Consider the following 17,181-nt stretch of genomic DNA (forward strand, 5'->3'; position numbering starts at 1 on the left):
GAAGAACATGAACAGAATCGGATTCATCGCCTCGTCGATCCTCGTGCTGCTGGTGCTGCTGAGCTCGACCCTCTTCGTGGTCGACCAGCGCCAGTTCGGCGTGGTGTACGCCCTGGGGCAGATCAAGCAGGTCATTACCGAGCCGGGCCTGCATTTCAAGCTGCCGCCGCCGCTGCAGAATGTCTCGTACATCGACAAGCGCCTGCTCACGCTTTCCAGCCTCGACACCGAGCCCATGCTCACGGCCGAGAAGCAGCGCGTGGTGATCGACTGGTATGTGCGCTGGCGCATCACCGATCCGCAGGCCTACATCCGCAACGTCGGCCTCGACGAGAGCGCGGGCGCCACGCAGCTCAATCGCGTGGTTCGCAACGCCTTCCAGGAAAACATCAACAAGCGCACCGTGCGTGACCTGATCTCCGTGCGCCGCGAAGCCCTCATGGCCGACGTGCAGCGCGAAGTGCTGGCCGTGGTGAAGGGCGCCAAGCCCTGGGGCGTGGACGTGATCGACGTGCGCATCACGCGTGTCGACTACGTGGAAGCGATCACAGAATCGGTCTACCGCCGCATGGAGGCCGAGCGCAAGCGCGTTGCCAACGAGCTGCGTTCGACCGGTTTTGCCGAAGGCGAAAAGATCCGCGCCGACGCCGACCGCCAGCGCGAAGTGATCGTGGCCAACGCCTATCGCGACGCCCAGAAGATCAAGGGCGAGGGCGATGCCCAGGCTGCCGCCGCCTACAGCGAGGCCTTTGGCCGCGATGCGCAATTCGCGCAGTTCTACCGCAGCCTCGAAGCCTACAAGCAGAGCTTCAACAAGAAGAGCGACGTGATGGTGCTCGACCCGTCGTCCGACTTCTTCCGCGCCATGCAGAGCGCCGGCACGCCAGCAGGCAACGCGCCGCGCCGCTGATCCGGCGGCCGGCTTCGTCGTGAGCGCCGAGATCTTCTGGAGCGCGCTGGCGCTCGTACTGGTGATCGAAGGCATCCTGCCTTTCGTCTCGCCGGGCGGGTGGCGGCGCGGCTTCGGCCAGCTGATGCAGCTGCGCGACGGACAGCTGCGTTTCTTCGGACTTTGCAGCATCTTGCTGGGTTTGCTCCTCCTTTGGGTTTTGGGGTAGCTCGGTCCCGGTAGAATCCCGGTTTAACCACGCCCCCGATCCCCATGTCCGCCTGGGTCCTCCCGGATCACATTGCCGATGTGCTGCCTTCCGAGGCGCGCCACATCGAAGAACTTCGACGCCAGCTGCTCGATACCGCCCGTGGCTATGGCTACGAGCTGGTGATGCCGCCGCTGCTCGAGCACCTCGAGTCGTTGCTGTCGGGCACCGGCGAGGCGCTCGACCTCCAAACCTTCAAGCTCGTCGACCAGCTCTCCGGCCGCAGCATGGGCTTGCGCGCCGACACCACCCCCCAGGTGGCGCGCATCGACGCCCACTTGCTGAACCGCGAAGGCGTGGCCCGCCTGTGCTACTGCGGCCCGGTGCTGCACACCCGCCCCGATCGGCCGCACGCCACGCGCGAGCCGCTGCAGTTCGGCGCCGAAATCTACGGCCATGCCGGGCTCGAAGCCGACACCGAAACCCTGCTGCTGGCACTCGACTGCCTTCAGGCGGCCGGCATCGGCAATGGCCTGATCGTCGACCTGGCGGACGCACGCATCGTGCGGGCGCTGTTTGCCGGCGTGCCGGTCGATGCCTCGGTGCTGGCGCGCGTGCACGCGGCGCTGGTGGCCAAGGATGCAAGCGAGTTGCATGCGCTCACGCGCAACTTCCCGGCGCCATCTCGCGACGGCTTGCGCGCCCTGGTCCAGCTGTACGGCGATGCCTCGGTGCTCGACGAGGCTGCCAAGGCCCTCAAGGGCACCCCCGCCGTGAGCGCGGCGCTCGCCGGGCTGAAGCAGCTTGCCGACAGCCTGCAGGGCGATTCGGGGCGGCAGATCAGCTTCGACCTGGCCGACCTGCGCGGCTATGCCTACTACAGCGGCATGCGCTTCGGCATCTATGTGCCGGGCGCGGCCGATGCGCTGGTGCGCGGCGGCCGCTACGACGAAGTCGGTGCCGTGTTCGGCCGCAACCGCCCCGCAGTCGGCTTCAGCCTCGACGTGCGCGAACTGGTCGGCGTGCTGCCGGCCCGGCCGCTGCGCGCCGCCATCCGCGCGCCCTGGAGCGATGCGGCCGGCCTGCGCCAGGCCATTGCCGGGCTGCGCAAGGCCGGCGAGACCGTGGTCTGCGTGCTGCCCGGCCACGGCAGCGAAATCGATGAATTCCATTGCGACCGCGAGCTCGTCGAGCAAGCAGGGCAGTGGCAAGTCCGAGCCATCTGAATTTTTGAAGTAATGGAACGAGCATGAGCGTAACCACCGGAAGAAACGTGGTCGTCGTCGGTACCCAATGGGGCGACGAAGGCAAAGGCAAGCTGGTCGACTGGCTGACGGAAAGCGCCCAGGGCGTGGTCCGCTTCCAGGGCGGCCACAACGCGGGCCACACGCTGGTCATCAACGGTGTGAAAACGGCGTTGCACCTGATCCCCAGCGGCATCATGCGGCCGGGCGTCAAGTGCTACATCGGCAACGGCGTGGTGCTGTCGGCGGCCAAGCTTTTCGAGGAAATCGAAGGGCTGGAGAAGGCCGGCGTTGAAGTGCGTTCGCGCCTGCGCATCAGCGAGGCCTGCCCGCTGATCCTGCCGTTCCACGCCGCACTCGACATCGCACGCGAGACCTACCGCGAAAAGGGCGGCGTCGAGAAGATCGGCACCACCGGCCGCGGCATCGGCCCGGCCTACGAAGACAAGATTGCCCGCCGTGCGCTGCGCGTGCAAGACCTGAAGCACCCCGATCGCTTTGCAACCAAGCTGCGCGTGCTGCTCGACCTGCACAACCATGTGCTGACCCAGGTGCTCGGCGCGCCCGCCATCGACTTCGACCTGGTGTTCGACGAGGCCATGCGCCACGCCGTGCTGCTCAAGCCGATGATGGCCGACGTGTCGCGCGAGCTGAACGATGCGCACAAGGCCGGCGCCAACCTGCTGTTCGAAGGCGCACAGGGCACGCTGCTCGACGTCGACCACGGCACCTACCCGTACGTCACTTCGAGCAATTGCGTGGCCGGCAATGCCGCCGCGGGTTCGGGCGTGGGCCCGGGCATGCTGCACTACATCCTGGGCATCACCAAGGCCTACTGCACGCGCGTGGGCGGCGGTCCGTTCCCGACCGAGCTCGACTGGGCGACGCCCGGAACCCCCGGCTATCACATGAGCACCGTGGGCGCCGAAAAGGGCGTGACCACCGGCCGCAGCCGCCGCTGCGGCTGGTTCGACGCCGCGCTGCTCAAGCGCTCGGCGCAGGTCAACGGCCTGTCGGGCCTGTGCATCACCAAGCTCGACGTGCTGGACGGGCTCGAAAAGCTCGAGCTGTGCACGGGCTACGAACTCGACGGCGAGACCACCGACATCCTGCCGATGGGTGCGGACGAGATCGAACGCTGCACGCCCATCTACGAAACCCTCGAAGGCTGGAGCGAAAGCACCGTCGGCGTCACGCAGTACGACAAGCTGCCCGTCAATGCGCGGCTCTACCTGCAGCGCATCGAGCAGATCACGGGTGTGCCGATCCACATGGTGTCGACCAGCCCCGATCGCGATCACACGATCATGATGCGCCATCCTTATCTCGCCGACTGAACAGGAACGAACCAGACCATGTTGACCGAAGACGGCAAACATCTCTACGTCAGCTACGACGAGTACCACAACCTGATCGAGAAGCTAGCGATCAAGGTGCACCAGTCGGGCTGGGAGTTCGACACCATTCTTTGCCTCGCGCGCGGCGGCATGCGCCCCGGCGACGTGCTCTCGCGCATCTTCAGCAAGCCGCTCGCCATCATGTCGACCAGCTCATATCGCGCCGACGCCGGCACGGTACAGGGCCACCTCGACATTGCCCGCTACATCACCACGCCCAAGGGCGAGATCGCAGGCAGGGTGCTGCTGGTCGACGATCTCGCCGATTCGGGCCACACGCTGCACGCGGTGATGGACATGCTGCGCAACAACTACGCACCGATTACCGAACTGCGCAGCGCCGTGCTCTGGACCAAGGCGCTGTCGACCTTCACGCCTGACTACTCGGTCGAGTACCTTGCAACCAACCCGTGGATCCACCAGCCCTTCGAAGGCTACGACTCGCTCGGGCCTGAAAAGCTGCTCGAGAAGTGGTCGGTCTGACCTGATCTCGCCCCGGACGGCGACTCATCAACAGCCCGGGCGCGCGCGCATGTAGGCGCACTGCGCGTGTGCGTCGCCATGGCTTGCAGTACCCGATGCAGCGATGTAGAACGATAGCGTTAAGGCTTGAAGTTCACAGGCAGTTTCGGGGCAGTCAGCGGCTCCAAAGGAGTCAGGCATGTTGGCAGCGGAATGCGCGTGGGCCATCTTGCGCGCCGAGCACGTTCGCACCCGGGAATTGCTGGATTGCCTCCGCGAGGCGATGAAGGCAGGGGGCGAGGCGAGCGTTCGGCAACGCGCAACGTCCGCCATCGAGATCATCGAGCGGCTTCGGGCCTTCGAAGAAAACACGCATCGCCCCAAAGGCGTTGTGATGCTGAACATGTTGCGCGGCAGGTCGCGCGAAGCCGACGAGCTCCTTGAGCAGCTCGATGCCGAGAGCGAGTGCTGCAATGGCCTCATCTCGCAGGCGAAGCTGCTGCTCGAGCGGGCCCGGTCCGGCGACCCGGATGCGGCCGGACAGGCCGGGGCCCTGTTACGGCAGCACCGGCAGTTCATGTCCACGCATCTGGACAAGGAAGACACGCTCCTGCATTCGCAAACCGCGCTGCTGCTCACGGCCGAGGAGTGGGCGACCGTGGTCTCGTCCATCTCGAAGGAGGTGGGCGCAGCGAGAAAGCGCAAGTATCGGCGCTTACCGGTGCGCGGGTAAGCCGCGAGGAGGCCCGCGACCGGTGCCTACTCGCCGCCGGAGTCGAACATCGCGGTATAGCGCCGCTGCATCTCTTCGGGCGTCAGCTTCTCGATGCTGTGGCCCACGTTCCAGCGATGCCCGAACGGATCGCGGAACACGCCCGATCGCTCGCCGTAGAACTGGTCCTGCGGCGCCATGTCGAGGGTGGCGCCGGCCGCCACGGCGCGCGCCACCACGGCATCGGCGTCGTCCACGTGCAGATGCAGCGTGACCGCGGTGCCCCCGAGCGTCCTGGCGCTGTGGATGTTGTATTCGGCGAACTCGTCTGAAAGCATCAGGATCGCGCCGTTGTGGAAGTCGAGTTCCGCATGCCCGATGCGGCCGCTCGGCTCGGTCAGCCGGAAGATTTCCTTGACCTCGAAGACCTTGCAGTAGAAGTCGATGGCGGCGCCCGCGTTGTCGACGCAGAGATACGGGAACAGTTCATGGATGGCCATGGTGGTTGCCTTTCGAGAGGGGGAACGCAGTTGTCGTGGCGCCGATTCTGGGCCGCCGCACCGCTAGCGTCTTGAACGAATTTGACCTGTTGTCGTGCCCGCCGGAACATGCCGCGGCGACGCGGCCCCCGCCCGCCGCCACGCCTGCGGCGACATGCCCGCCAGCGCTGAGAATTCGCGGCTCAGGTGCGCCTGGTCGCTGTAGCCGGCGGTGAGTGCAATCTCGGCCCAGCTTTGCGAGGGGTCGCCCGCCAGCGTCAGCGCACGATTGAAACGCATCACGCGTGCGTATTCCTTGGGGCTGAGGCCGATGGCGCCGCGAAAGAGCGCGATGAAGCGGCGGTGGCTGTACCCGCTGCGAGTTACCAGTCCCTCGATCGAAGGGCTCCCACAGGCCAGCGGTCCGAGAGTTGCAGCGATGGCCGAGTGCAGGCCCCGCAAGCCGGTGCCGAGCGACTCGATAGCACGCTGCGCGAGCAAGGCTTCGAAGACTGCCAGCTGTCTGTCGAGGTCGCCCGCGGCATGAACCTGCGCGAGCGCGGCATCGGTCTGCCGTGCGCCCCACAACGCATCGAGCGGCGTGTGCTGGCTGGCCAATGCGTCTTCCGGCGCGCCGAGCAAGGCTCGGGCTGCGCCGGGCTGAAGCTGCGCGCCGACGGAGCGCGTGGCCACCGACACGTCGCGCATGTACGAGGCGGCGCGTGCGCCACCGACGATGGCGTAACCGCAGGTCTGGCCGCGCGTGTCGTCGGCGCTACCGAATAGCTTCAGCGGCGGACCCGACAGGCGGAACACCACGTGCATGCCGCCCGTAGGCAGCACGTGTTCGCGCGCGCCCAGCCGTTCGGTCGGCACGCCTTCAGGCGCAGAGGCCCACAGCAGCTTCACGAAGGGCTGCAGATGGGGAGGAGGGGGCCGCGTCAGCTGCATCAGCGCATTGTGAGCGGAAGCCGCGGCAGCCCGGTCGCGCTAGCATTCACCCATGAGCAAGCCCTCCACGACCCTGATTCACCATCCCTACAAGCCGCCCGCCAACTTCGCCGCGCCGCAGCCGGGCATCTACAAGGCCTCGACCGTGTTCTTCGCCGACGTGGCCGCCATGCGCGCACGCGACTGGAAGACCAAGGCCGGCTACACCTATGGCCTGCACGGCACGCCGACCACCTTCACGCTGGAGGAACGCCTCGCCACGCTCGAAGGCGGCACCGGATGCCTGCTGGTGCCGAGCGGGCTTGCCGCCATCTCGCTGGTCGCCTTCGCTTTCCTGAAGAGCGGCGACGAGGTGCTGATTCCCGATAACGCCTACGGCCCCAACAAGGCGCTGGCCACCGGAGAGCTGGCCAATTTCGGTATCACGCACCGCATGTACGACGCGATGAACCCGGCCGACCTGCAGGCCAAGCTCTCGGACCGTACGCGGCTCGTGTGGGTCGAGGCGGCGGGCTCGGTGACGATGGAGTTTCCCGACCTGCCGGCGCTGGTGGACGTCTGCCGCGCCCGCGGCGTGGTCACGGCGCTGGACAACACCTGGGGCGCGGGCCTGGCCTTCGCTCCCTTCGATTTCAACAGCAGCGGGCAGGGCGTGGACATCTCGGTGCATGCGCTCACCAAATACCCGAGCGGCGGCGGCGACGTGCTGATGGGCAGCGTCATCACCCGCGACGAGCGGCTGCACCGCGCGCTCAAGCTCACCCACATGCGGATGGGCTTCGGCGTGGGCGTGGGCGATGTGGAGACGCTGTTGCGCTCGCTGCCCAGCATCGGGCTGCGCTATGCCGCCCATGACCGCACCGCGCGCGAACTGGCACGCTGGCTCAGCGGCCGCGAAGAGATTGCCCAGGTGCTCCATCCGGCGCTGGAAGAATCGCCGGGCCATGAAAACTGGCGCGCCCTTTGCGGCGAAACCGACCTGGCCGCGGGCCTGTTCTCAGTCGTGTTCGACGCGAGCTACAGCACCGAACAGGTCGACCGCTTCTGCGACAGCCTGAACCTGTTCCGTCTCGGCTACTCATGGGGCGGCCCGGTCAGCCTGGTGGTGCCCTACGACATCGGCCTGATGCGCGATGCCAACGTGGCGCCCTGGCCGCACAAGGGCACGCTCGTGCGCTTCTCGATCGGCCTGGAGGACGTGGAAGACCTGCGCGCGGACCTGCAGCAGGCGCTGCTGCAGATGTAGGCCTTGCCCACGCCCCATGGCAAGAAAGCAACGCAAGAGCCCATCCATCGCCGCGCCCGCCGCCCGCGGCATGGCACCGGCACGCGCGGCCGATAGCCATGTCGCCGCGCCGCGCGTGCTCGAGGTTCCCGCGCACGTGCTGGAAGCGCTCGCGCGTGATGGAGCGGTGGAGGGTGTGCCGGACCTTGTCGCCACGCGGCTCCTGCTGGGCGGGCTGGCGGCGCTTTTAGCGCTGATGGCGCTCTCCTTTGGCGCCGCGGTGGTGCTGCAGGACGACTGGTCGAACCTGCACGGCAACGAGGGGGTCGTCGCGCTGGCCGTGCTCGGGCTTCTCGCCGGGCTGGGCGGCGGGCTCTGGTATCTGCTGCGGCAGTTTGCGCATGTGGGCCAGGGCTCGATCCGGATCGACGCCGACGGCATGCGCTGGGGCCATCCGGCGTCGCCGCAGGCGCTGGCCTGGCGCGAGGTCTGCCGCGTGCGCACCGGCCTGCAGGATGTGAAAACCGAATTCACTTCGAGCGATGCGATCGTCAAGCGGCTTGTCTTCCAGCGGGCCGCGGGCGGTGGTGAAACCATGGATGTGAGGCTGCCCTTGGCGCTGACCATGGACGCTCCGCGCGTGCTGCGCTCGCGCCGCGCTCCTGCGTGCGCTGCTGCTGAGGCTCGCCACCCAGCCCCAGCCCCGGCCGCGCCTTCGCTTTGCCGCCGAGGTGTTCATCGACGCCGGTATCGATCCCCAAACCTGGGAGCCCATGCTGGCGCCAAGGCGGTGGATGTGGCTTTCGACCCTTGCCGCGCTGCTGCCGGTGCTGGCCGTGTTTCTGTTCTGGCCGCTGGGCGAACAGGTCGGCTGGATGATTGCGGTCCTTGTCCTGGCGATGCTGGTCGGCGCCGGTGCCATGGGCTGGTTCATGGACCAGCGCTATCCAGGTTTGCAAGGTGTGTTCGAGTTCGAAACACCCGCCGGCCCCGTGCCTTGAGACTGCACCGTTATCGCTTACAGTAGGCTACGCACAGTCACCGTGACTGTCTCGCCTCAAGGAGAAGCAGTGGCAACACCAAATTACGGCTACGAAAAGCGCCAGAAGGAGCTGGCCAAGAAGAAGAAAAAGGAAGAGAAGCTCCGCGAGAAGGCCAATCGCAAGCTCTCTCCAAGCAGCGAAGGACTCGCCCCCGGCGACCCGGAAACCGACGTGGCCTCGCTCGAACGCGACCCGCCGACGGTGCCCGAGCTGCCGACCAAGAACGGTTGATTCACCGATCGACGCTTTCGAAAAAAAGCCGCTGCAAGCCCTAAGGCCTGCAGCGGCTTTTTTGTGTGTGCCGGGCCTACTTGGCGGCGAGCAGCTTGCGCAGTTCCGGCCACACGTTCTCCAGCAACCGGGGCTGCGCCGCGGCCGTGGGATGAATGCGGTCGGCCTGGAAGAGCGCAAGCGCATCGGGCGCATCGGCCACGCCCTTGAGAAGAAAGGGCACCAGCGCCGCCTTGGTGGCGCTGGCCACCTTGCCGAACACCGCCTCGAAGCGCCGCGTGTAGTCGCCGCCGTAGTTGGGCGGCACCTGGATGCCGACGATCAGCACCTTGGCTCCGGCCGCCTGCGCTGCCTTGGTGATCTGCAGCAGGTTTTCCTCGGTGTTCTGGAGCGGCAGGCCGCGCAGGGCGTCGTTGGCGCCAAGCTCCACCACCACGTGGCTGGGCTTGTGCTGCGCCAGCAACGACGCAAAACGGGCGCGCCCACCCGAGCTGGTGTCGCCGCTGATGCTGGCGTTGACCACCGTGGCCGGGATCTTTTGCTCGGCAAGCCGCTTCTCAAGCAGGGGCACCCAGCCTTCACCGCGCTTCAGGCCGTATTCGGCGCTCAGCGAATCGCCGAGCACCAGAATCACCGGTTTGCGCGGTGCCGCAGCCTGTGCGGTCTGGGCGTGTGCCGTTGCCGATGCCCCTGCAATGCCGGAAGCGGCGGCGGTCAAGATAAAGTCACGTCGATTCAAAACGAAAAGCCTTTCCATGTCCCAACTCCCGTCTGAAGCCATTGTCGCCGTCGAGCACGTGTTCAAGTCCGTTACAGACTCGACCGGTACGCTGGACATTCTGCAGGACATCGATTTCACCCTGGGCGCGCGGGAAACCGCCGCCATCGTGGGGGCTTCGGGCTCCGGCAAGAGTACCTTGCTGTCGATCATCGCAGGGCTGGACACGCCCACGCGCGGCACCGTCAAGCTCGCGGGCGACGACATCTTTGCCATTGACGAAGACGCACGCGCCGCTCTCAGGGCCCAGCGCGTGGGTTTCGTCTTCCAGAGCTTCCAGCTGCTCGGCAACCTGAGCGCACTCGAAAACGTGATGCTGCCGCTGGAGCTGGCCGGCCGCAAGGACGCGCGCAAGGCCGCCACCGAGATGCTCGGACGGGTCGGACTCGGGCAGCGGCTCGGCCACTATCCCAAGGTGCTCTCGGGCGGCGAACAGCAGCGCGTCGCACTCGCGAGGGCGTTTGTGGTCCAGCCAGCCCTGCTGCTGGCCGACGAGCCCACCGGCAGCCTTGACTTCGCAACGGGCGAGCAGGTGATGCGGCTGATGTTCGACCTGAACCGCGAACTCGGCACCACCCTCGTGCTCGTTACCCACGACCGCGGCATTGCGGCCCAGTGCGAGCGCCGCATCACCATCGAAGCCGGGCGCATGGCGCTCAACGAGTCCAAGCCTGTGCTGGTAGCCTCGCTCGAGGCATGATCGTTCCGCAGTTCTGGGCCGAAGGCCGAATTCAGGAGCGGGTCGCGGGCAAGCAGATCACCGTGCGGCGCTACGGCTGGTCCGACGACAGCCCGATTGCCGCGCAGGCGCATGCCGACCAGCGCACGCAGGAAGCCTTCGAGCGCATCGCCCGTGGCGAGCAACTCGACCGCCGCGAGCGCAAGCTGGCCTACAACGGCGCCCACGGCATGCCCATTCGCGAGGAAATCGTCGAGCGGCAGGGCGACACCGTCATCACGCGCAACAGCTACGGCGCACGCTGCCTCAACACGCCCGATGTGCTGTTCGTGGACATCGACTTCGACGAGCCGCTGCGAGGCAGCGTGTTCGGCTTTGCGCTGGCCCCTGCGCTGATCGCGGGCGTTGTTGGCGGATGGGCCGCCAAGACCTGGCTGGGCGGCCTGATTGCGGCTCTAGTGGTCTTCATCGTTGCCTACCGCATAGGCGTGGCCAAGAAGCGCGGCGAGGCCAGCAGCAACCCCTCGCCCGAAAAGCGCGCGGCCGAGCGCATCGGGCGCTTCGTGCATCAAAACCCGGACTGGCACCTGCGCCTTTACCGCACCCCGGCCGGCTTTCGCGTGCTGGCGATGCACGACGTCTTCAGCCCGGCCGACCCGGCGGTGGCGGAATGCTTCGAGGCGCTGGGGGTCGACAAGACCTATGCGCGCATGTGCCGCAACCAGAACTGCTTTCGCGCCCGGTTGAGCGCCAAGCCCTGGCGCATCGGCATCGGTGAACACATGCGGCCGCAGCCGGGCGTCTGGCCCGTGTCGCCCGAGAAGCTGCCGGTGCGCGACGCCTGGGTGGCGCGCTATGAAAAGGCGGCCGAAAGCCATGCCGCCTGCCAGTACCTGGAAAGCGCCGGCAACAGCGCCCGGGTGCATCCGAACGCGCTGGCCGTGCAGGAACTGCACGACGAAAAAGCCCGGGCACACAGCGGATTGCCGATTGCCTGAAGAGCAGGTCGCGCCGCCCTCGATAATCGGGGGATGTCTTCCCCTAAAGTGATCTTCGGCTTCCATGCCGTGGGCGTGCGCATCAAGACCGCGCCGAAATCGGTGCTCGAAGTGATGTTCGACACCAGCCGGCGCGATGCGCGCATGAAACAGTTCGTTGCGCGCGCGCAGGAAGCCGGTGTGCGGCTGGTCGAGGCGGACGGCCTGCGCCTTGCCAAGCTCAGCGGCAGCCACGGCCACCAGGGCGTGGTGGCGCGGGTCGAACCCATCGCGCAGGTCCGCTCGCTCGACGAACTGCTCGAGGGCCTTGAAGAAGCCGGCACCGTGCCCCTTCTGCTGGTGCTCGACGGGGTGACCGACCCCCACAACCTGGGCGCCTGCCTGCGCGTGGCCGACGGCGCCGGGGCGCATGCGGTCATTGCGCCCAAGGACCATGCGGCGGGCATCAACGCCACTGTGGCCAAGGTGGCGAGCGGCGCCGCCGAAACCGTGCCGTACTTCATGGTGACCAACCTGGCGCGCACGCTCAATGAACTCAAGGAACGCAACATCTGGTGCGTCGGCACCAGCGACGATGCGCCCGGCACCATCTACCAGAGCGACTTCAGGCGGCCGCTGGCACTGGTGCTCGGCGCCGAAGGCGAGGGCATGCGCCAGCTCACCCGCAAGACCTGCGACGAGCTCGTGAGCATTCCGATGGCCGGCGCGGTCGAAAGCTTGAACGTCTCGGTGGCCAGCGGTGTGTGCCTGTACGAGGCGATGCGGCAGCGCAGCACCTGAGGTCGATTGCTCGCGCCGGCCTGGCCTGCTGGCGTGATCGCTAGTTCCTGCCCAATGGGCGGGCCTTCCGGTGAAAGTACACCAGCTCCGCCACTCGCCGCAGCTGCGGCGTACCCAGCAGGCGGTTGAGCATCCAGTCGCTCTGGAAATGATCGAAAGCCCAGCGCATCGCGCGCTTGAGCCGAAAACGCGGATAGCTGCGCACGAACCAGCCGGCCGGGTCTTGCGCCTTGCCGCGAACAAACTGCGCGATGGCTTCGCCGGCACGTCCCCCGTGCTGCAGCGCCGTGTGAATGCCGCCCGCCGTCACCGGAGACACCATGCCGGCCGCGTCGCCCACCAGCAGCGCGCGCTCGCGCGAGACCACGGTCAACACGCCGCCGCAGGGGATCATCCCGGCACGAATTGCCACGGGTGGCGCGTCGCCGGGCGACACGACCGAGGCGATCTTTTGCAGCAGCGGATCGAGCCGGAGCGCCGCCGCGTCCTGCATGCCCATGCGGCGCGCAAGCCCGATCTGGCTCACGCCGACCCCGTCGAGCGCCCATCCGATATAGCCCGGCGCCAGACGGCGGTCGACGAAGCAATGGAGAAAACCCGGCGCCATGCTCGCACCTTGGTATTCGTGTTCGACGCCGTAGAGAAAACGCGTGTTCCGCGACAGGCCGAGTGCCTTGGCAACGCGCGAGTGCGGCCCGTCGGCCCCCACGATGTAGCGGGCTGAAATGCAGATGCCCTGGCCAGGGCCGTGGGCCAGCGGAATCTCCCAGCGGTCGTTCATCCACAGCGCCTGTTCGAACAGCGCGCCAAGACGCACCTCCACGCCGCTGGCCCGGGCCGAGTCGACCATCCAGTCGAGCAGCGCGGGCGCATCGGTGGCCCAGAACCAGTAGCCCGGCGCATGCAGGTCCACGTGGCGCATGTCGGGTGAATAAAGCCGCACGCCCTCGATGCGGCGTACCAGCGCGGGCGGCACTTCCGCAAGCCACGGCACCGTATCGACCGCATCCTTCACGATGATGCCGGTGGTGTGCAGCTTGGCGCCGGCGCTGGACTTTTTCTCCAGCACCAGCACGCTGAGCCCGGCCAGCGCCGCGGCGCGGGCGCAGGCCAGGCCGGCAAAGCTGGCGCCGACCACGAGCAGGTCGACCTGAACGGTCGAGACCTGTTCGGCGACCATCAGCGGAGCAGCAGTGGCAGAAAGGGGAAAAGAGGCGCCGTCGAGACGGGCAAAGGAACTGAAAGCAGACATGGGCAAGCTAACCTGTGGCGATGCACACCGCGACCTGCGGTGTGCACGCGAAGTTAGCTACGCCCTGTGCGCGCGGCGTGAAGCCTGTGTGAAGTGAGCGGCAGCCCGCATCGAGCTCAGGAAGGATCCTTGCTGCGCGTGCGTCCCACCGCGCTGAAGATGCCGATGCCCAGGATGATCAGCGCGCCAATGCCGATGTAGAGCGTAGGCACGCCGGCGACCGAGGCGCCCCATGCGAGGCCACCCAGGAAAATCAGAAAACCGATCATGTAGAGCACAAAGGACATGCTTGTTTCCCCGAAACTGTGATGCCTTGCAGTATCTCGGCCGGAGCCGGGGCCGGCACAGGCCTTCGTCGCCAGTCGCTGTGGGAACTTGCCTACTACTTCTGGGCCGGGCCGGCACCGCTTACGGCGGCGATGCAACCAGCAGATAGCGGCAGCCAGCGCGGCCAAGCGCCTTGAAGACCAGGGGCCGGTCGACGCCAAAATCCAGGCAATCGCCCTCGGCCAGTTCGAAACGCTCGTCGCCATAGTCCACCCGCAGCGCGCCCTCGAGCATCCACAGGCACTGGCGATACGGCTTGCCGCTCCATCGCGGATAGCCGACCTGCGCCGAGCGCGGCAACTCGATCTCCACCATCTCCACGCCGCCGTTCGCACCGCGCTCGGCAATTTGCCGGCGCAAATAGCCGGCCTCGGGGTCGCGCCATACCTCCTGCTCCGCCCGCGCGCGCCGCCGGTGCGGCGAGCCCTTGTCTTCGGTCAGTAGCTGGGCAAGCGGCACGCCCAGTCCGGCGGCAAGCCGGCCCAGCAACACGGCGGTCGGGCTGCTTTCCGCACGCTCGACTTTCGAGATCATCGCCTTGCTGACGCCCGAAAGCCCGGCCAGTTCCGCAAGGCTCAGCCCCTTGGCTTGGCGCAGCGCAAGAAGCCGGCTGGCAATGAGCGAGTCGATGCCGGCGGGTTCATCGGACGGAGGAGAATTGTTTCTCATATGAGACTATTATTCTCCTATATTAGACAAGCTGTCCCACATGTCGCCGCCAGTCGAAAGGAACCCACATGCGCCTGATTACCTGCACCGAAGAAGCCCACGCGGGCGCGATCCTCGCCATCCTCAACGAAGCCATCGTCAGTTCGACCGCGCTGTACGACTACAAGCCGCGGACGCCCGAGAGCATGGTCGCGTGGTTTGCGACCAAGCGCGCCAACGGTTTTCCGGTGATCGGCGCTGAAGACGAGAGCGGCAAGCTGCTGGGCTTTGCGAGCTACGGCGCGTTTCGGGCCTTTCCGGCCTACAAGTACACGGTGGAGCACTCGGTGTATGTCGAGGCCGGGCACCGCGGCGTTGGGCTCGGCCGCGCGCTCATGGAGGCGATCATTGCCGAGGCGGCGGCACGCGACGTGCATGTGATGGTCGGCGCCATCGATGCGGCGAACGCCGGCAGCATCGGCCTGCACGAACGGCTGGGCTTCGAACATGCCGGCACGGTTCGGCAGGCCGGGTTCAAGTTCGGCCGCTGGCTCGACGTGGCCTTTTATCAGCGGATTCTTTCGACGCCGCTGAATCCGGTCGACGGCTAGCTTTCTTCGCTGGCGCGGTCCAGCATCTGGATGGTGCCGGCATCGAGCTTGAGCTGGGTGGCCACGACCAGTTCTTCCAGCTGTGCAATCGAGGTTGCGCTGGCAATGGGCGCCGTGACCGAAGGCCGTGCGATCTGCCATGCGATAGCGACCTGGCCCGGTTTGGCGTTGTACTGCTGGGCCACCTTGTCCAGCGCCTCGAGAATGCGCAGCCCGCGCGGGTTCAGGTACTTCTTGGTGGTGTTGGCGCCGCGCGCGCTCTTGGAGGCGTCGGCCTCGGTGCGGTACTTGCCGGTCAGGAAACCGGCCGCCAGCGCATAGAAGTTGATGACGCCCACCTCGCGCTTCACGCACAGCGGTTCCAGTTCGTCCTCGAACGCCGCGCGGTCGTACAGGTTGTAGAGCGGCTGCAGGCTTTCGTAGCGTGCAATGCCCAGCCGCTCGGATATGTCGAGCGCTTCAGCCAGCCGCGGCGCGCTGTAGTTCGAGGCGCCGATAGCGCGCACCTTGCCGGCCTTGATGAGCTCGTCGAAAGCGCCCAGCGAATCCTCCAGCGGCGTGGCGGTATCGTCGTCGTGCGCCTGGTACAGGTCGATGAAGTCCGTCTGAAGGCGCTTGAGCGAAGCCTCCACTGCTTCGCGGATGTACGTAGGCGACAGGCCCGACTTGCCTTCACCCATGGGCTTGCCGACCTTGGTGGCCAGCACCACGCGGTTGCGCTTGCCGCTCTGCTTGAGCCACTTGCCGATGATGGTTTCGGACTCGCCGCCGGTATGGCCCGGCACCCAGCTCGAATAGACGTCGGCCGTGTCGATGAAGTTGAAGCCCGCATCGAGCCAGGCGTCGAGCAGGCGGAACGAGGTGGCTTCGTCCGCCGTCCAGCCGAACACGTTGCCGCCGAAGGCGAGCGGTGAAACCAGGAGGCCCGAGCGGCCCAGCGAGCGAAGTTGCGACATGAATTTCTTCCCTAAAAAGAGCGAGGATCAGACAAAACCGATGGCGCCGAGCAGCGCGCCCGCGCCGAGCAGCCACAGCAAATGAATGCGTGTGCGCCACACGACAAGGGTTGCCGCAGCGCTCAGCAGCCACAGGTGCCAGGCCGGCGCATCGCCCGAATGGTTGCCTGCGGCGAGCACCCAGCCGGTGGCAATCAGCAGGCCCACCACCACCGGCGCCATGCCCTGCTTGAACGCTCGCACGCCGCGCTTGTCGCGGTTGCGGTGGCCCCAGCGGGTGGCAAGGTAGGTGAGGGTGGTGCTCGGCAGCATGATGCCGACCATGGTGATCGAAAGCCCGAGAAAGCCGAGCATCCAGGCGCCCGGCCCGGCGCCGATGCCGCCGCCCGCGTTCAGGCCGATGTTCCAGCCCATGAGTGCGACGAAGAGCACGTTGGGCCCCGGCGCGGCCTGTGCAATGGCCACCGACGAGCTGAACTGCGCTTCGGTGAGCCAGCCGTGCTGCGCAACAAGGTAGCGGTGCATGTCGGGCACCGTGGTGATGGCGCCGCTGATCGACAGCAGCGACAGCAGCAGGTACTGGCCGAAGAGCGCAAGCCAGTCGTGCCACTGCATGACGATCGTGACAGGGCTCATGTGGCCCCCACGCTCGGCACTGGCGTGTCCTCGCTGCCCCCCGAGGGGGCGCTCGCACCTTGGGGCCGCCCGGCGGTGCTCATGGCGCAATCCTCCGCCAGGTCCATGCGCAGGCCACGCCGCCCACCGCCAGCAGCACCCAGCCGAGCGGAATCTTCAGTACCGCGATGGCGACGAACACCAGCGCCACGAAAACCAGGCAGGCGGCAAAGCCCAGCGGATGCTTGCGCAGCTGCGGAATCAGCTTGATGCCGGTGGCGGCAATCAGCCCGCCCGACACCGCGCCCATGCCGCGCAGCGCGCCCGCCACCTGCGGGTTGCCGGCGTAGTGCGCGTACAGCACGGCCAGCATCAGGATGACGACGAGCGGTATTGCGAGCATGCCAGCCACGGCGGCGATGGCACCGCGCAGTCCGAAATAGCGGTCGCCGATCATCAGCGCAAGGTTGACCACGTTCGGGCCCGGCATCACCTGGGCCACGGCCCAGTCCTCCAGAAACTGCTCGGGCGTGAGCCAGCGCTTTTTCTCGACCATTTCGCGCTGCACGATGGCCAGCACGCCGCCGAATCCCTGCAGCGCAAGCCAGGTGAATGAAACAAAAAGGTCGCGTGGCGACTTCGGTTGCGGAGGGGCGGATGGCGCCGCCGCGCCTGAGGGAGACGGATGCATGTGGA

General features: G+C 66.8%; 22 protein-coding genes. 13 read left to right on the top strand and 9 right to left on the bottom strand.

Going from position 1 to position 17,181, the window contains the following annotated elements:
- Positions 1-7: 7 nt before the first annotated feature.
- The 6 genes from hflC to EJI00_RS09925 all read left to right on the top strand — a co-directional run bounded on the left by hflC (position 8) and on the right by EJI00_RS09925 (position 4,933).
- Positions 8-910, top strand: coding sequence for a protease modulator HflC (hflC, locus tag EJI00_RS09900; protein WP_126747289.1), 903 nt, complete (start codon positions 8-10; stop codon positions 908-910).
- Between the two features lie 19 nt (positions 911-929).
- Positions 930-1,118: a DUF2065 domain-containing protein gene (locus tag EJI00_RS09905; RefSeq protein ID WP_126747290.1), complete on the top strand. Its 189-nt coding sequence runs from the start codon at positions 930-932 to the stop codon at positions 1,116-1,118.
- A gap of 44 nt (positions 1,119-1,162) precedes the next feature.
- Positions 1,163-2,323: an ATP phosphoribosyltransferase regulatory subunit gene (locus EJI00_RS09910; RefSeq protein WP_126747291.1), complete on the top strand. Its 1,161-nt coding sequence runs from the start codon at positions 1,163-1,165 to the stop codon at positions 2,321-2,323.
- 23 nt (positions 2,324-2,346) lie between these two features.
- Positions 2,347-3,678 carry an adenylosuccinate synthase gene (locus EJI00_RS09915; RefSeq protein WP_126747292.1) on the top strand — a complete coding sequence of 444 codons (1,332 nt, stop codon included), beginning with the start codon at positions 2,347-2,349 and terminating at the stop codon, positions 3,676-3,678.
- Between the two features lie 18 nt (positions 3,679-3,696).
- The gene (locus EJI00_RS09920) at positions 3,697-4,221 is read left to right on the top strand and encodes a phosphoribosyltransferase (protein ID WP_126747293.1); all 525 of its coding nucleotides are present in this window, start codon (positions 3,697-3,699) and stop codon (positions 4,219-4,221) included.
- 178 nt (positions 4,222-4,399) lie between these two features.
- On the top strand, positions 4,400-4,933 hold the full coding sequence (locus EJI00_RS09925; RefSeq protein ID WP_126747294.1) for a hemerythrin domain-containing protein: 534 nt from the start codon (positions 4,400-4,402) through the stop codon (positions 4,931-4,933).
- A gap of 26 nt (positions 4,934-4,959) precedes the next feature.
- On the opposite strand, the gene EJI00_RS09930 is transcribed toward EJI00_RS09925, so the two are convergent.
- Both EJI00_RS09930 and EJI00_RS09935 read right to left on the bottom strand, forming a co-directional pair.
- Positions 4,960-5,412, bottom strand: a complete 453-nt coding sequence (locus tag EJI00_RS09930; RefSeq protein ID WP_126747295.1) for a VOC family protein — start codon at positions 5,410-5,412, stop codon at positions 4,960-4,962.
- Positions 5,413-5,475: 63 nt separating this feature from the next.
- On the bottom strand, positions 5,476-6,342 hold the full coding sequence (locus EJI00_RS09935; RefSeq protein ID WP_185868103.1) for an AraC family transcriptional regulator: 867 nt from the start codon (positions 6,340-6,342) through the stop codon (positions 5,476-5,478).
- Between the two features lie 52 nt (positions 6,343-6,394).
- On the opposite strand from EJI00_RS09935, the gene EJI00_RS09940 reads away from it, so the two are divergent.
- From EJI00_RS09940 to EJI00_RS09950, 3 genes are read left to right on the top strand one after another with little or no spacing between them, the layout of a single operon-like run.
- A complete protein-coding gene (locus EJI00_RS09940; protein WP_126747297.1) occupies positions 6,395-7,588 on the top strand; it encodes a PLP-dependent transferase in 1,194 nt (397 codons plus the stop codon).
- Between the two features lie 16 nt (positions 7,589-7,604).
- Positions 7,605-8,594, top strand: a complete 990-nt coding sequence (locus EJI00_RS25070; RefSeq protein WP_126747298.1) for a hypothetical protein — start codon at positions 7,605-7,607, stop codon at positions 8,592-8,594.
- Between the two features lie 43 nt (positions 8,595-8,637).
- Complete coding sequence (locus EJI00_RS09950; protein ID WP_126747299.1) at positions 8,638-8,841, top strand: hypothetical protein; 204 nt, start codon at positions 8,638-8,640, stop codon at positions 8,839-8,841.
- A gap of 76 nt (positions 8,842-8,917) precedes the next feature.
- Here the strand turns inward: EJI00_RS09950 and EJI00_RS09955 are convergent, their stop codons facing one another.
- The gene (locus tag EJI00_RS09955) at positions 8,918-9,598 is read right to left on the bottom strand and encodes an arylesterase (protein ID WP_185868104.1); all 681 of its coding nucleotides are present in this window, start codon (positions 9,596-9,598) and stop codon (positions 8,918-8,920) included.
- Between EJI00_RS09955 and EJI00_RS09960 the strand changes: the two genes are divergently transcribed.
- From EJI00_RS09960 to rlmB, 3 genes are read left to right on the top strand one after another with little or no spacing between them, the layout of a single operon-like run.
- Positions 9,597-10,319: an ABC transporter ATP-binding protein gene (locus tag EJI00_RS09960; RefSeq protein WP_126747300.1), complete on the top strand. Its 723-nt coding sequence runs from the start codon at positions 9,597-9,599 to the stop codon at positions 10,317-10,319. The genes EJI00_RS09955 and EJI00_RS09960 overlap by 2 nt on opposite strands.
- Positions 10,316-11,296: a hypothetical protein gene (locus EJI00_RS09965; RefSeq protein WP_126747301.1), complete on the top strand. Its 981-nt coding sequence runs from the start codon at positions 10,316-10,318 to the stop codon at positions 11,294-11,296. Before EJI00_RS09960 ends, EJI00_RS09965 begins: the two co-directional genes overlap by 4 nt.
- Positions 11,297-11,329: 33 nt before the next feature.
- Positions 11,330-12,076: a 23S rRNA (guanosine(2251)-2'-O)-methyltransferase RlmB gene (gene rlmB / locus EJI00_RS09970; protein ID WP_126747302.1), complete on the top strand. Its 747-nt coding sequence runs from the start codon at positions 11,330-11,332 to the stop codon at positions 12,074-12,076.
- A gap of 40 nt (positions 12,077-12,116) precedes the next feature.
- On the opposite strand, the gene EJI00_RS09975 is transcribed toward rlmB, so the two are convergent.
- From EJI00_RS09975 to EJI00_RS09980, 3 genes are all read right to left on the bottom strand, one after another.
- On the bottom strand, positions 12,117-13,328 hold the full coding sequence (locus EJI00_RS09975; RefSeq protein ID WP_126747303.1) for an NAD(P)/FAD-dependent oxidoreductase: 1,212 nt from the start codon (positions 13,326-13,328) through the stop codon (positions 12,117-12,119).
- Positions 13,329-13,444: 116 nt separating this feature from the next.
- Positions 13,445-13,615: a SoxR reducing system RseC family protein gene (locus tag EJI00_RS24995; protein ID WP_148110631.1), complete on the bottom strand. Its 171-nt coding sequence runs from the start codon at positions 13,613-13,615 to the stop codon at positions 13,445-13,447.
- Positions 13,616-13,736: 121 nt separating this feature from the next.
- Positions 13,737-14,324: a helix-turn-helix domain-containing protein gene (locus EJI00_RS09980; protein WP_126747304.1), complete on the bottom strand. Its 588-nt coding sequence runs from the start codon at positions 14,322-14,324 to the stop codon at positions 13,737-13,739.
- Positions 14,325-14,392: 68 nt separating this feature from the next.
- On the opposite strand from EJI00_RS09980, the gene EJI00_RS09985 reads away from it, so the two are divergent.
- Positions 14,393-14,914, top strand: a complete 522-nt coding sequence (locus EJI00_RS09985) for a GNAT family N-acetyltransferase (RefSeq protein ID WP_126747305.1) — start codon at positions 14,393-14,395, stop codon at positions 14,912-14,914.
- On the opposite strand, the gene EJI00_RS09990 is transcribed toward EJI00_RS09985, so the two are convergent.
- From EJI00_RS09990 to EJI00_RS10005, 3 genes are all read right to left on the bottom strand, one after another.
- The gene (locus EJI00_RS09990) at positions 14,911-15,870 is read right to left on the bottom strand and encodes an aldo/keto reductase (RefSeq protein WP_126747306.1); all 960 of its coding nucleotides are present in this window, start codon (positions 15,868-15,870) and stop codon (positions 14,911-14,913) included. The two genes, EJI00_RS09985 and EJI00_RS09990, sit on opposite strands and share 4 nt — an antisense overlap.
- A 27-nt stretch (positions 15,871-15,897) precedes the next feature.
- Entirely contained in the window at positions 15,898-16,506 is a 609-nt protein-coding gene (locus EJI00_RS09995) for a chromate transporter (protein WP_126747307.1), read from the bottom strand.
- A 79-nt stretch (positions 16,507-16,585) separates the two neighbouring features.
- A complete protein-coding gene (locus EJI00_RS10005) occupies positions 16,586-17,176 on the bottom strand; it encodes a chromate transporter (protein WP_126747308.1) in 591 nt (196 codons plus the stop codon).
- Positions 17,177-17,181 lie beyond the last annotated feature (5 nt).

Origin of the sequence: Variovorax sp. DXTD-1 (assembly GCF_003984625.1) — a bacterium.
Taxonomy (GTDB): Bacteria; Pseudomonadota; Gammaproteobacteria; order Burkholderiales; family Burkholderiaceae_C; genus Variovorax.